This window comes from Pseudomonas sp. Irchel 3H3 (assembly GCF_900187635.1).
In the GTDB taxonomy this organism is placed as follows: domain Bacteria; phylum Pseudomonadota; class Gammaproteobacteria; order Pseudomonadales; family Pseudomonadaceae; genus Aquipseudomonas.
Genome location: NZ_FYEC01000014.1, coordinates 128662 through 141880 on the forward strand (window position 1 = coordinate 128662; position 13219 = coordinate 141880).

Sequence of the window (13219 nt, forward strand, 5' to 3'; positions counted from 1 at the left end):
GAACATTCTGAACAAAAGTTCGACCTTAGGCTGTTGCGCTATGTAACACCTGCGGATTGGCGTGGAAAAACACGTGCTCAAGTACAGGCCCTACCGCCACCTCGCCAATCTCCTCATACCCCTGACGCTTATAGAACTCCAGATAACGCGGATTCCCGGTGTCGAGCACCACCCCCTGGGAATGCTCGTCTACCGCGCACCAATTGTGCACCGCTTGCAACAGTTGCTCGCCGAAATGCTGGCCCTGGAATTGCGGATGAATCCCCAGCAACGGCAGCACGTGCACCGAGTCCGATGGCACGCAGGCAGCCACGGCCGCGTGATAGTCCAGATAGCGCCGGGTGCAGCGAAAACCCGTGCTGAGCACCATGCGCAGGCGCCAGGCCCAGCTTTCGGTAATGCCCAGGCGCCGCTGCGGCGGCGCGATCAGCGCGATGCCGATCAAGCGGTCATTGACCAGCAGGCCGATGGCGGGCAGATCCTGGAGAAAATGCTGCTTGACCAGTTCGCGCACCGTCGCCCGTACCCGCTGCTCATAGCCGGGGCGCTCGGCCTCAAACAGAAACTTGAAGGTGGGTTCGTGGCGATAGGCCTGGTACAGCAATGAGCGCGCTTCACGCGAGTAGCCGCTGTCGAGCCGATGGATGTCCGCGATGGCGGTCGATGTTTCAGGCATGAGGTTTATCTCCCCTTGGCGCGGCGCAAATGACCCCGCTCTTGTAAGTACGAGCCCGGCACTGCTGTGATCGTTCCCACGCCCACAGACATTAGCAGCGCATAGGAACTACTGCCACGCTGGCTCCGATCCTACATGTCAGCTAGCATCGCAGTTTTGCCAGGACTGCCGACCATGAAGATCGTCTCGTTCAACATCAACGGCCTGCGCGCCCGCCCCCATCAATTGGCGGCACTGATCGAGAAGCACCAGCCAGACGTCATCGGCCTGCAGGAAACCAAGGTCCACGACGACCAGTTCCCTCTCGCCGAAGTCCAGGCGCTGGGCTACCACGTGTATTACCACGGGCAGAAAGGTCACTACGGCGTCGCCATGCTCTCGCGCCAGGAACCACTGGCGATCCACAAGGGGTTTGCCAGCGATGAAGAAGACGCCCAGCGCCGCTTCATCTGGGGCACCTTCGCCGACGCCAACGGGACGCCGGTGACCATCATGAACGGCTATTTCCCACAGGGTGAAAGCCGCGACCACCCCACCAAGTTCCCGGCCAAGGCGCGGTTCTACAGTGACCTGCAAAACCTGTTGGAAACTCAGTTCAGCAACGACCAGGCGCTGGTGGTGATGGGCGATGTCAACATCTCCCCAGAGGACTGCGACATCGGCATCGGCCCGGACAACATGAAGCGCTGGCTGAAGACCGGCAAGTGCAGCTTCCTGCCGGAGGAACGCGAGTGGATGGCCCGCCTGAAAAACTGGGGCCTGGTGGACAGCTTCCGCCACCTCAACCCGGACGTTGCCGACCGCTTCAGCTGGTTCGACTACCGCAGTCGCGGCTTCGAGGATGAGCCCAAGCGTGGCCTGCGCATCGACTTGATCATGGCGTCCCAAGGCTTGCTGCCACGAATCAAGGCCGCCGGTGTCGACTACGACCTGCGCGGCATGGAAAAACCTTCGGACCATGCGCCGATCTGGCTGGAGCTGAGCTAAGCCGCTGCCTGTCACATCTGCGTAACCTGAATGTCTTAATGTCCCGGCACCTCCCCTGCCCGCCAAAGGTGCCGGCTCCATGTTGCGTGCCCTGTTGCCGCTGCTGTTATGCAGCCTGATGTCCCCGTCGGCCTTCGCCACCGCATTGCCGCTGCCCGGTAACGGCGTGGTGTTGCGTATCCAGGGTTCCAACACCATTGGGGCGGCGCTGGGGCCGGCACTGGCCAAGGGGTTGATGGAAGAACAAGGTTTGCTCAAGGTGCACAGCGAACCCCGTGACAACCCCAACGAACAGCGGCTGGTGGGCCAGACGGCCCAAGGGCAACGGGTGATTATCGAGATCGCCGCCCACGGCTCCAGCACCGGTTTCCTCGCCCTGCACAGCACCAGCGCCGATCTGGCGGCCTCTTCGCGCCCAATCAAGGACAGCGAACTGGTGGCACTGGAAGGCCTTGGCGACTTGAAAAGCCCTACGGCCGAACAAGTGATCGCCATCGACGGCCTGGCCATTATCCTGCACCCGCACAACCCGTTGAACCAGTTGAACACCGAGCAACTGGCGCGGATTTTCAGCGGTGAGGTTCGCACCTGGGAAGAACTCGGCGGCGTCGGCGGACCGATTCATCTCTACGCGCGCGATGATCAGTCGGGCACCTACGATACCTTCAAGGACCTGGTACTCAGTGGCCGCGGTAAAACCCTTGCCCGCTCGGCAAGCCGCTTCGAATCCAGTGAACAGTTGTCCGACGCCGTCAGTCAGGACCGCCAGGGCATTGGTTTCATCGGCCTGCCCTACGTGCGCCAGGCCAAGGCGGTGGCGATCGTCGACGGTGCCTCGCAGCCCATGCTGCCACTCACCAGCCTGATCGCCACCGAGGACTATCCACTGTCGCGGCGGCTGTACTTCTATGTGCCGCCGACCGCGCACAATCCCTGGGCCACCGCACTGATAGGTTTTACCCAAAGCCGCCAGGGCCAGGCGCTGGTGGCTGCCAACGGGTTTGTCGCGCAGACCGTGCACGCCATGGATGTCACGGCCAGCCGGCAGATGCCCGAGGGTTATCAGGCGCTGGCTGCCAAGGCGCAACGGCTGACGGTCAACTTTCGTTTCGAGGAAGGCAGCGCCAGCCTCGACAACAAGGCACGCCAGGACCTGTCCCGGGTACTCGACTACCTCAAGCAGCACGGCAAGCTCGACAGACAGGTAAGCCTGGTGGGATTCGGTGACGCCAAGACCGATCCGGAACGCGCCGCCCTGCTCTCGAAACTGCGGGCCATGGCGGTGCGCCGTGAACTGGTGAAAAACGGCGTGGTGCTGCGTGACATTCGCGGTTTTGGTGCGCAGATGCCGGTGGCCGCCAACAGTGACGACGAAGGCCGGATCAAGAATCGCCGGGTCGAGGTCTGGGTCTACTGACGCGTTGGCCGGTGTACGGCAGCTAGTCGGGCTGGCGGATCAGGTAGGTGTCCATGATCCAGCCGTTGGCTTCTCGCGCCGCCTGCCTGACCTGCTCGATCTGGTCGGCGACGTCCTTGAGTTTACCGGCGATGAGGATTTCATCCGCGGTGCCCAGGTAGGCGCCCCAGTAGATTTGCTGCTCCTGATCCGCCACCTGCTGGTAGGCATCTTGCGCGTCCAGCATCACCACCAGACTGTCGGCCGCACTCACCTGCCCCGCTGCCAGGCGTCGCCCGGTGGTGATCTCGACGGCGCCGCCGATGCGGTTCAACGCCACTTTGTGCCGCGCCGCCAGGGCCTGGACGCTGCTGATACCAGGGATCACCTCGTAGTCAAAGGTGCAGCGACCAGCGTCGAGAATAGCCTGAAGGATACGCAGGGTGCTGTCGTACAAACCCGGATCCCCCCACACCAGAAATGCCGCGCATTCATCGTCGGCCATTTGCTCGTTGATCAGCCGCTCGAAGGTCTGCTGCTTGTCGCGATTGAGCGCCTGCACACTGGCGCTGTAGTCGAGAGCATCAGGCCTGCGTTGTGGACTGTGGGCCTCGACGAAACGGTAACCCGGCTGACTGATATAGCGGGCACAGATTTCCCGCCGCAGGTCGATCAAGCTGTCCTTGCTCGGGCCCTTGTCCATCAGGAAAAACACATCGACCCGGTTCAATGCCTTGACCGCTTGCATCGTGATGTAGTCAGGGTCGCCGGCACCAATGCCGATCACCAGGAGCTGCTTCATGCCAGGGGTTCCTCGACGGGCGCGCCACTGTCCATCAGGCGCAGGCGCCAGCGGCCGTTGAAGCGCAGTTCGGTGGCGGACAAGGGTTCGACATCAATCATCTGGAAGGCGCTGGGCGAGCACTGCAGCACATGAATCATGGCTGCACGAATCACCCACGGGTGAGTCACGGCCAGGTAATGCCCGGGGTGACTGCCCAGGCTGTCGAGCCAGCACCCAACCCGCTGGATCAGTTGCACGACTGACTCACCGCCATGGGGTGCCGAATGCGGATCGTCGAGCCAGGCCTGCAGCGCCAGTGGCTCGTGTTGTTGCAGGTGGTCGATGGACAAGCCGCGCCAACGACCGAAATCACAGTCATCCAACGCCGGCACATGGCGCAGGTCATTGCCGAACAACGCAGCGGTCTGCCGCACGCGCGTTTCGCCACCGACGAGTAATAGCGGGGGCCGCTTGAAGGCGCCAGCGCGACTGCCGCGGGCCGCCTGCCAGTCCATTTCCAATGGCTCGTCCAGGGGCAATCGCGCCCGCTTCTGGGCGACGGTGCGGGCGTGGCAAATCAAGGTCAAACGGGTTACCGACACGCAGGTTCACTCGCAGGCTGTGACAGGAAAAACTCGCCGAACGGCTAGCATAATGCTGCGTCACCTGGGGATGATCAACTAGTATGGCCCGCGGTCGACGGAGGTTGACCCAGCGCACTTGCAACGCGTGGAACCCGACAGTGATCGTCAAGCCTGGCCAGCGTGGCCCGGTCGTTCTGATACAGGAGTTTATCCATGCTGGTCCTACGCCCAGTCGAGCCATCCGATCTGCCCCAGTTACAGCAACTGGCGCGAGAGAGCCTGGTAGGGGTCACGTCCTTGCCGGACGACAGCCACTGCCTGCTGCAGAAAATCCGCGACTCCCAGCGCTCGTTTGCCAGCCCGGTACAGAGCAATGGCCGGGAGAACTACTGCTTTGCCCTGCACGACCTGGAGCACCAGCGTTTGCTCGGCTGCGCGGAAATCGTCGCCACCGCCGGCTACCAGCAACCGTTCTACAGCCTGCGCAACCGCCCCTTCATCAGCGCGTCCCGGGAACTGAACGTACACCATGGCGTACCGGCGCTGTCGTTGTGCCAGGACCTCAGCCCCCACACCCTGCTGCGCGGCCTGCACATCGACGCAGAACTGCAGCACACGGCTTTCTGCGAACTACTCTCGCGAGCCCGGCTGATGTTCATTGCCGCGCATCCCCAACGGTTTGCCGAAGCGGTGATTACCGAGATCGTCGGCTACAGCGACGCGGCGGGCGAGTCACCCTTCTGGAATGCCCTGGGCAAGCACTTTTTCAACCTGTCCTACGTCGAGGCCGAACGCCTCTGTGGGCTGCAGGACCGCAGTTTTCTCGCCGAGCTGATGCCCCATTATCCGATTTATGTACCGATGCTCACGCCAGACGCCCAGGCATGCATTGGCCGGGTCCATCCCGCGGGCCAGGAAGCCTTCGACATCCTCGAGCGCGAAGGCTTCGAAACCAACAGCTACGTCGACCTGTTCGACGCCGGCCCGACGCTGTTTGCACGCACCCCCAGCATCCGCTCGATTGCCCACAGCCGCACGGCGACCGCCCGCCGAGGCACCGCGCACGCGGGCCAGACCACCTACCTGATCTGCAATGACGCCGTGGATGACTTTCGCGCGATGGTGGTCGAACTGGACTGGAGCGCCGACGAGCCGGTGACCCTCGACCCCGCCACCCTGGCGGCCTTGCATCTGACTGACGGCAGCCCGCTGCGATTGGTCGCCCTATGAGGCCGGTGTTGAGTGGCCAGGGAACCGGCCGATGATCGTGCGCCCGGTACACAGCGGCGACCTGCCGGCCGTGCTGGCCTTGGCACAATGCGCAGGCCCGGGGTTCACCACCCTGCCGGCCAACGAAGAGCGCCTGGCCCACCGGATCCGCTGGGCCCAACGGACCTTTGCCAGTCAGGTTGAACGGGCGGACGCCGACTACCTGTTCGTGCTCGAGGACGACGACCAGCAAGTGCTCGGGGTCAGCGCGCTGGGCGGCGCCGTAGGCCTGCGCGAGCCCTGGTACAACTACCGTGTCGGGCTGACAGTCAATCGGTCCGCCAGCCTGGGCATCGAACAACAGTTACCGACGCTGTTTCTCAACAATGACATGACTGGCCAATCGGAGGTCTGCTCGTTGTTCCTGCACCCGGCGCATCGACTGGGCCACAACGGCCGACTGCTGTCGCTCGCACGCCTGCTGTTTGTCGCCGAGTATCCACAGTTGTTCGGCGACAAACTGATTGCCGAGTTACGTGGCAGCGCCGACGCGCAAGGGTGTTCACCGTTCTGGGACAGCCTGGGTCGACACTTTTTTCGACAAGACTTCCGGCATGCCGATCATCTGTCGGGGCTGGGCAACAAAACGTTGATCGCCGAGTTGATCCCGCGTCAGCCGCTGTACACCTGCCTGCTCACCGAACAGGCCCGGGACGTCATCGGCAAGGCCCATGAAAACGCCGAGCCGGCCCGCAGGATCCTGGATGCCGAGGGGTTCGTCCATCAGGGTTATGTCGACATCTTTGATGCGGGACCGGTGATCGAAGCCCCGGTCGGGACTATCCGCGCGGTGCGCGATAGCCAGCCGCTGAGCCTGTTGATCGGTTCACCTGATGACCAGGCGCCGGTGTGGCTGATCCACAACCGCCGCCTGGAAAACTGCCGCATCACCGTCGCCCGCGCACAGCGTGATGGCAGTAACCTGATAGTGGATCGGCCGACCGCCCGCCGCCTGCAATTGCAACCGGGCAACCTGGTGCGCGCAGTAGCCCTCTACGCCGAACAGCAACAGACTGCAGCGGCGGGCCTTTCAAGGGCAGCAGGTTTATCCCAGAAGCACACGCCATCGTCGACGAGCATTGCGCTACAGTGACGCTCACCAAAAAGGAGCCCGTATGGGATTTTCAACGGAAGAAAAACAAACACTGTTAAGCGTCAAGGGGGTCGGCCCGACGGTGGTCCAGCGCCTTGAACAACTGGGGTTCACCACCTTGCTGCAACTGAGCCAGGCCAATGCCCGCGAGATCGTGGTCCAGGCGTCGGCAGTGGTCGGCTCCACCTGCTGGAAGAACAGCCCGCAGGCACGTGCCGCGATTGAGGCGGCGATCGCCAAGGCACGACAAACCAGTGATGCAAGCCAGGCCTGAGTGCTGGCAGATTGACAACAAAAAGCCCGCATCTGGCGGGCTTTTTGTCTATGGGGTCAAATCCTTTTGTCCGTTCAATCTGCACCTGCGAATGTCAGAATTTCGTGAAAAAAAGCCCCCGTGCAGGAAAAAATGACAGACGGCCCTCCCTCCTCACCACCGCTCGCCGATGCCTCGTATCAGGGCTTGCGGCAACTGCGGCTCAGCCTCATCCACCACGGCCTTGGCCAACGGATCATGCACTTGCAGTAGCGGCTTGCGGCCATCACCCCCCGGGCAGCTGCTGAGTCCCAGGGGGTTGACCCAAGTCGTTGGATTCACTGTGTACTGATAGGCGTTGAGGCCAGCCGCCAGGCGGTTCGGGGCCGGTGTCAGGTAACGCCCCAGATGCGGGCAGTAGTAGCGATGGCGGTTGTAGTGCAAGCCCGTTTCCTCGTCGCAGTACTGCCCCTGGAAACGCAGCGGCTGCTCCACAGGCTCGTGGCCCAAATGCTCAAGACCGACTATTTGGCCGCCGGCCTGATAGGTCGCCGCCCAGACGATTTCGCCATGGCTGTCCGTCAATTCCTGGGGGGTGCCGAGATGATCGAGCTGATAGTAGAACCGGCGGCTATCGCCTGCAGCGCCTCTCTCGACCAGGGCCAACGGGCGGAAAGTGTCGGGTTCATAAAGATAGTGACGTTGATGATCGCCGCTGATTTCGCCAACCAGCCGTTGCCCTTGCCAGACGAACTCGGTGGTACTGCCATCGACAGTCTTGGCACTGCGCCGGCCAAAAGGGTCATAGCGGTAGCTGGCCCGGCTGCCATTGGGCAGGAGCACCGCGCTCAAGCGATGCTGGCAGTCATAGTGGTAATGGGTCACCTGCGCAGGTTGACCGTCCCGGCGTACGCGGATCAGGTTGCCAAAGGCATCGTAGTCGTAACGGCAGTCGCCAGGATCCGGTAGGCGATTGCCACACGGGGCGTACGCGAACCGTTGCCCCGGCGCGCCCCGTGAGTGTCGCACCCGGACCAGGCGGTTGCCGGCGTCGTAATAAAAACTGCGCTGACCGTGGTGGCTGTCGGCGATGCTCGCCAGGTTGCCGCTGACCCCATAACTGTAGTGCCGCAAGTACAGCGCACGCTCTGGCTGATTGACAGCGTGGGCCTGCAGGCGACCCCGTGCGTCGTAGTGATACTGACTGAGCAACCGGCCCTGTTGGCGCTGCTGCTCCTGCCCGCGCTCGAAGCGATGGCTGGACAGCTGCTCACCGTTGTAACCAATGGCTGCGAGGCTGCCATCGGTGGCGAAGTGATAATCGACCCAGTGGTTGTCCGGTAACTGCATGCGCTCGAGCTGGCCGCTGGCGTTGTAGCTGTAGCGCAAGCAGGCCCAGCCCTGCTGCTCGCTGAGCAGCCGTCCCTGCAGATCGTAGGTGAAGATCAGTGGCCAGTCGCTGTCATCGTCGACTCGGCTCAGGCGCCCCTGTGGGTCGTAGTCATAGGCCACCCGGCTGGCGTCGGGCAATGTCTTGAGCAGCAGGCGCCCCGTCCTGTCACGCTGGTACGCCGTCACCAGCGCACAGCCGTCAGTCGCCCATTGGCTTTTCTGCAGCAGATGGCCCTGGTGATCATAGGCAAATGTGAAGCGCCGTCCGTCAAAAGTCCGCTCCTGCTCGATCCGCCCATTGGCGCCCCGCTCCAGCCGATACACCTCACCGACTGGGTTTTCGATCTCCGACAACAATCCACTGCTACGGTCATGGCGATAGCACAACTGGCTACCATCCGGATTGATCCGTCGGCTGATCAGGTGCAGGTGGCGGTCGTACTCGTAACGTGTGACCTGGCCCATTTCATCCTGCTCGGCACTGACCTTGCCATAGGCGTTGTAGCTGAAGGTCCGGGTGGCACCATCGGCCGCCAGTACTTGTCGCAATCGGCCCTCGGCGTCATGTCGGTAGCGGGTGACCTGGCCGTGGGGGTCGATCTGTTCGCAGATATCGCCGAGGGCATTGCGCCGGTAGGTCCAGCGCAGGCCGTCGACGGTCAAGATAAAGCAGGGTTCATGGGCAGGTATGAGCATCCGTTGTCTCTCTGCAGAACGAGGGTCAGTGATTCTGCGCGAGCGTCCAGAAGTGTTGAACGGGTCGGGGTAAAATCAGAATTGCCCTGGACGATTCGAGACCCATCGTGCAGGTATCAGGGCACAAGGACTACAGACGTACCTCACCCTTGAGGATGTCGAACAGCGCCTGGGCGGCTGCCGACAGTTCGTGGCCGGGCTTGGTCAGGATGCCGATGGCGCGCTCGACCACCGGTTCACCCAAGGTGATGCAATGGGCACCCAGTTCGCGCATTTGCGCGGCACACAAGGCTGGCACGGCGCTGACCCCCAGGCCGCTGGCGACCATGCGCCCGACCGTCGCCAGTTGGTGACTTTCAAAGGCCACCGGCAGGCGGGTCTGGCGCGCTTGCAGGTGCTCTTCGAGCATCACCCGCACCGTCGACGGACGCTGCAAGGTAATGAAGGGCTGCTCCAGCAGGGTGTTCCAGTCGATTTCGCTGAGACCGGCCAGCGGCGAATCACTGGGCACCACCGCGACAAAACGGTCGACATAGAGCGCCGTGAACTGCAGCGATGAACTCTGCATCGGCTCGAACGCCACGCCCAGTTCCACCTGACGGTCGCGCACCATCTCCAGCACCTGCTCGTTGATCACGTCGTTCACCGTGACGTTGACTTTCGGGTAACGCGCGCGGAAGGTCTTGAGGATCGGCGGCAGCAGGTTGCCGGCAAACGAAGGCATCGCCGCCAGGGTCACTCGCCCGCGCTGCAGGGTGAAACGCTGGCGCATTTCGTCCTCGGCGTTGTCCCAGTCGGCAATCAGGCGCCGGGCCAGGGGCAGCAGGGACTCGCCTTCGGGGGTCAGCGCGACATTACGCGTGGTGCGGCTGAACAATCGTCCGCCGAGGCTTTCTTCCAGGGCCTTGATGGTCAGGCTCAGCGCCGACTGCGACAGGTGCAGCCGCTCACAGGCCACGGCGAAGCTCAAACTCTGGGCCACGGCGAGAAACGCGCGGATCTGCTTGACGGTCATCTGCGTTCCTTATTATGAAGTACGCCACGGATTAACGAGTTTTATCTATTAATCCACCTTAAAAATCAACTTATCAAATGAATCGGATGGCGCAACACTCAACCCCATACGGCTAGCCAGCCGCCCACAAAGAATAAAAGAGGTGCATATGGCAGGTTTCGACAAGCGCGTGAGTTCCTATGAAGAGGCCCTCGCCGGCCTTGAAGACGGCATGACCGTGATCGCTGGCGGTTTCGGCTTGTGCGGCATTCCGGAAAACCTGATTGCCGAGATCAAACGCAAGGGCACGCGCGACCTGACCGTGGTTTCCAACAACTGCGGCGTCGACGGTTTTGGCCTCGGCGTGCTGCTCGAAGACCGGCAGATCAGCAAGGTGGTGGCGTCCTACGTCGGTGAAAACGCCCTGTTCGAGAAACAACTGCTGAGCGGTGAAATCGAAGTGGTGCTGACCCCACAAGGCACCCTGGCAGAAAAAATGCGCGCTGGCGGCGCGGGTATCCCTGCATTCTTCACTGCTACCGGCGTCGGCACGCCCGTGGCCGAAGGCAAGGAAGTGCGTGAGTTCCATGGCCGCCCGTACCTGATGGAAGAGTCCATCACCGGCGACTTCGCCATCGTCAAAGGCTGGAAAGCCGACCACTTCGGCAACGTGGTCTATCGCCACACCGCCCAGAACTTCAACCCGCTGGCCGCCACTGCCGGCAAGATCACCGTGGTCGAAGTCGAAGAGATCGTCGAGCCTGGCGAGCTGGACCCTGCGCACATCCATACCCCTGGCATCTACGTTGACCGGGTGATCTGCGGCACGTTCGAAAAACGCATCGAACAGCGCACCGTGCGCAAGTGATCCACGCCCCCAGCCCGACGAACAACGGAGAATAAAAAATGGCTCTTACCCGCGAACAAATGGCTCAACGCGTCGCCCGCGAAATGCAGGACGGCTACTACGTGAACCTGGGCATCGGTATTCCGACCCTGGTTGCCAACTACATTCCCGAAGGCATGGAAGTCATGCTGCAGTCGGAAAACGGCCTGCTCGGCATGGGCGCTTTCCCGACAGATGATCAGGTCGACGCCGACATGATCAACGCCGGCAAACAAACGGTGACCGCGCGTATTGGCGCATCGATTTTCTCTTCCGCCGAATCCTTCGCGATGATTCGCGGCGGCCACATCGACCTGACCGTGCTCGGCGCGTTCGAAGTCGACGTACAAGGCAACATCGCCTCCTGGATGATCCCGGGCAAACTGGTCAAGGGCATGGGCGGCGCAATGGACCTGGTAGCCGGTGCCGACAACATCATCGTCACCATGACTCACGCCTCCAAGGACGGTGAGTCCAAGCTGCTGAGCCATTGCAGCCTGCCACTGACCGGCGCCAACTGCATCAAGCGGGTCCTGACTGACCTGGCCTACCTGGAAATCGAAAACGGCGCCTTCATCCTCAAGGAACGCGCACCGGGGGTCAGCGTCGAGGAAATCGTCAGCAAGACTGCCGGTAAACTGATCGTTCCCGAACACGTTCCCGAAATGCAGTTCGCCTGAACCCTTTGAGGAGAAATACGATGCAAGAAGTCGTGATTGTCGCCGCCACCCGGACTGCCATCGGCAGCTTCCAGGGCTCGCTGGCCAGCATCCCGGCGCCGGAACTCGGTGCCGCGGTGATTCGCCAGTTGCTGGCACAGACCGGTCTGGCCGCCGACCAGGTGGATGAAGTGATCCTCGGCCAGGTCCTGACCGCAGGCTCGGGCCAGAACCCCGCGCGCCAGGCCTCGATTCTCGCCGGTCTGCCCCACGCGGTGCCGGCGCTGACCCTGAACAAAGTCTGCGGTTCGGGCCTCAAGGCCCTGCACCTGGGCGCCCAGGCGATCCGCTGCGGCGACGCCGACGTGATCATCGCCGGCGGCATGGAAAACATGAGCCTGGCGCCGTATGTGTTGCCAGCCGCCCGCACCGGCCTGCGCATGGGTCACGCGAAGATGGTCGACAGCATGATCAGCGACGGCCTGTGGGATGCGTTCAACGATTACCACATGGGTATCACCGCCGAGAACCTGGTGGACAAGTACAGCCTCAGCCGTGAGGAGCAGGACGCCTTCGCCGCCGCCTCCCAGCAGAAGGCCACGGCCGCCATCGAAGCCGGGCGTTTTGCCGACGAGATCACGCCGATCCTGATTCCTCAGCGCAAAGGCGATCCGCTGACCTTCGCGGTCGATGAACAACCGCGCGCCGAGACCACCGCCGCCTCCCTGGCCAAGCTCAAGCCGGCGTTCAAGAAAGACGGTAGCGTCACCGCCGGCAACGCCTCTTCGCTCAACGACGGCGCCGCTGCCGTGCTGTTGATGAGCGCTGAAAAAGCCAAACAACTGGGCCTGCCAGTACTGGCGAAGATCGCCGCCTACGCCAATGCTGGTGTCGACCCGGCGATCATGGGCATCGGCCCGGTATCGGCCACCCGCCGCTGCCTGGACAAGGCTGGCTGGAACCTGGCGCAACTGGACCTGATCGAAGCCAACGAAGCATTCGCCGCGCAGTCCCTGGCGGTTGGCAAAGAGCTGCAGTGGGATACGAGCAAGGTCAACGTCAACGGTGGCGCGATTGCCCTCGGCCACCCGATCGGCGCCTCGGGCTGCCGCGTGCTGGTGTCGTTGCTGCACGAGATGATCAAGCGCGACGCCAAGAAAGGCCTGGCTACCCTGTGCATCGGTGGCGGCCAAGGCGTGGCATTGGCCATCGAACGGGACTGATTCAACCCGCAGCTGTGGGAGCGGGCCATTCAACATTGATGGTGCCTGACATACCGCCATCGCTGGCAAGCCAGCTCCCACAGGTTGATGGGGTGTACCCAAAATCTGCGAACGCCCAGAACCACTAATGAAATGGTTACCCCCGCCGCCCCCAGTGATAGCCCACTAAGCTTTCACTGGGGGCTCACCGGAGACCATTCTCATGAACAAAGTAGCTATCGCCGCCATCGACCTGGGTAAAAACTCCTTTCATCTTCACGCCCAAGATGAACGAGGTCATGAGCTTTACCGCAAAAAATTCACTCGCGTAGCACTTGTCCAACATTT

At 62.3% G+C, this 13219-nt stretch carries 13 protein-coding genes and 1 pseudogene; 9 read left to right on the plus strand and 5 right to left on the minus strand.

Features of this window, described 5'->3' with window-relative positions; translation table 11 throughout:
* Positions 1-25 precede the first annotated feature (25 nt).
* Entirely contained in the window at positions 26-676 is a 651-nt protein-coding gene (locus CKW24_RS16830; protein ID WP_095169296.1) for an N-acetyltransferase, read from the minus strand.
* 174 nt (positions 677-850) lie between these two features.
* On the opposite strand from CKW24_RS16830, the gene xthA reads away from it, so the two are divergent.
* Positions 851-1663, plus strand: coding sequence for an exodeoxyribonuclease III (gene xthA / locus CKW24_RS16835; protein WP_095169297.1), 813 nt, complete (start codon positions 851-853; stop codon positions 1661-1663).
* 79 nt (positions 1664-1742) lie between these two features.
* Positions 1743-3080: a substrate-binding domain-containing protein gene (locus CKW24_RS16840; protein WP_095169298.1), complete on the plus strand. Its 1338-nt coding sequence runs from the start codon at positions 1743-1745 to the stop codon at positions 3078-3080.
* A gap of 22 nt (positions 3081-3102) precedes the next feature.
* Here CKW24_RS16840 and cobF read toward each other — a convergent pair whose 3' ends face one another.
* On the minus strand, positions 3103-3861 hold the full coding sequence (cobF, locus tag CKW24_RS16845) for a precorrin-6A synthase (deacetylating) (protein ID WP_095169299.1): 759 nt from the start codon (positions 3859-3861) through the stop codon (positions 3103-3105).
* Complete coding sequence (locus tag CKW24_RS16850) at positions 3858-4445, minus strand: histidine phosphatase family protein (protein WP_095169300.1); 588 nt, start codon at positions 4443-4445, stop codon at positions 3858-3860. Before CKW24_RS16850 ends, cobF begins: the two co-directional genes overlap by 4 nt.
* A gap of 195 nt (positions 4446-4640) precedes the next feature.
* On the opposite strand from CKW24_RS16850, the gene CKW24_RS16855 reads away from it, so the two are divergent.
* From CKW24_RS16855 to CKW24_RS16865, 3 genes are read left to right on the plus strand one after another with little or no spacing between them, the layout of a single operon-like run.
* Positions 4641-5657 (plus strand): arginine N-succinyltransferase, encoded by a 1017-nt coding sequence (locus CKW24_RS16855; protein ID WP_095169301.1) that lies wholly within the window; start codon positions 4641-4643, stop codon positions 5655-5657.
* Between the two features lie 31 nt (positions 5658-5688).
* Positions 5689-6789 carry an arginine N-succinyltransferase gene (gene astA / locus CKW24_RS16860; RefSeq protein WP_095169302.1) on the plus strand — a complete coding sequence of 367 codons (1101 nt, stop codon included), beginning with the start codon at positions 5689-5691 and terminating at the stop codon, positions 6787-6789.
* Positions 6790-6811: 22 nt separating this feature from the next.
* Positions 6812-7063: a Pathogenicity locus gene (locus CKW24_RS16865; RefSeq protein WP_095169303.1), complete on the plus strand. Its 252-nt coding sequence runs from the start codon at positions 6812-6814 to the stop codon at positions 7061-7063.
* 153 nt (positions 7064-7216) lie between these two features.
* Here CKW24_RS16865 and CKW24_RS16870 read toward each other — a convergent pair whose 3' ends face one another.
* Complete coding sequence (locus CKW24_RS16870; RefSeq protein ID WP_095169304.1) at positions 7217-9130, minus strand: RHS repeat-associated core domain-containing protein; 1914 nt, start codon at positions 9128-9130, stop codon at positions 7217-7219.
* Between the two features lie 130 nt (positions 9131-9260).
* Positions 9261-10145: a LysR family transcriptional regulator gene (locus CKW24_RS16875; protein WP_095169305.1), complete on the minus strand. Its 885-nt coding sequence runs from the start codon at positions 10143-10145 to the stop codon at positions 9261-9263.
* Between the two features lie 148 nt (positions 10146-10293).
* Between CKW24_RS16875 and CKW24_RS16880 the strand changes: the two genes are divergently transcribed.
* The 4 genes and pseudogenes from CKW24_RS16880 to CKW24_RS28480 form a co-directional block, all read left to right on the plus strand.
* Positions 10294-10992: a CoA transferase subunit A gene (locus CKW24_RS16880; RefSeq protein WP_095169306.1), complete on the plus strand. Its 699-nt coding sequence runs from the start codon at positions 10294-10296 to the stop codon at positions 10990-10992.
* Between the two features lie 38 nt (positions 10993-11030).
* Entirely contained in the window at positions 11031-11690 is a 660-nt protein-coding gene (locus tag CKW24_RS16885) for a CoA transferase subunit B (RefSeq protein ID WP_095169307.1), read from the plus strand.
* 20 nt (positions 11691-11710) lie between these two features.
* On the plus strand, positions 11711-12892 hold the full coding sequence (locus CKW24_RS16890) for an acetyl-CoA C-acetyltransferase (protein WP_095169308.1): 1182 nt from the start codon (positions 11711-11713) through the stop codon (positions 12890-12892).
* Between the two features lie 202 nt (positions 12893-13094).
* Positions 13095-13219, plus strand: a pseudogene (locus tag CKW24_RS28480) (IS110 family transposase); the annotation flags it as partial.

What these genes read in the sequence shown, in the direction of transcription:
- CKW24_RS16875 (WP_095169305.1), bottom strand. Translation starts at nt 10,145, where the DNA reads ATGACCGTCAAGCAGATCCGCGCGTTTCTCGCCGTGGCCCAGAGTTTG.
- CKW24_RS16890 (WP_095169308.1), top strand. Translation starts at nt 11,711, where the DNA reads ATGCAAGAAGTCGTGATTGTCGCCGCCACCCGGACTGCCATCGGCAGC.
- CKW24_RS16885 (WP_095169307.1), top strand. Translation starts at nt 11,031, where the DNA reads ATGGCTCTTACCCGCGAACAAATGGCTCAACGCGTCGCCCGCGAAATG.
- CKW24_RS16880 (WP_095169306.1), top strand. Translation starts at nt 10,294, where the DNA reads ATGGCAGGTTTCGACAAGCGCGTGAGTTCCTATGAAGAGGCCCTCGCC.
- CKW24_RS16865 (WP_095169303.1), top strand. Translation starts at nt 6,812, where the DNA reads ATGGGATTTTCAACGGAAGAAAAACAAACACTGTTAAGCGTCAAGGGG.
- CKW24_RS16870 (WP_095169304.1), bottom strand. Translation starts at nt 9,130, where the DNA reads ATGCTCATACCTGCCCATGAACCCTGCTTTATCTTGACCGTCGACGGC.
- cobF (WP_095169299.1), bottom strand. Translation starts at nt 3,861, where the DNA reads ATGAAGCAGCTCCTGGTGATCGGCATTGGTGCCGGCGACCCTGACTAC.
- CKW24_RS16830 (WP_095169296.1), bottom strand. Translation starts at nt 676, where the DNA reads ATGCCTGAAACATCGACCGCCATCGCGGACATCCATCGGCTCGACAGC.
- astA (WP_095169302.1), top strand. Translation starts at nt 5,689, where the DNA reads ATGATCGTGCGCCCGGTACACAGCGGCGACCTGCCGGCCGTGCTGGCC.
- xthA (WP_095169297.1), top strand. Translation starts at nt 851, where the DNA reads ATGAAGATCGTCTCGTTCAACATCAACGGCCTGCGCGCCCGCCCCCAT.
- CKW24_RS16855 (WP_095169301.1), top strand. Translation starts at nt 4,641, where the DNA reads ATGCTGGTCCTACGCCCAGTCGAGCCATCCGATCTGCCCCAGTTACAG.
- CKW24_RS16840 (WP_095169298.1), top strand. Translation starts at nt 1,743, where the DNA reads ATGTTGCGTGCCCTGTTGCCGCTGCTGTTATGCAGCCTGATGTCCCCG.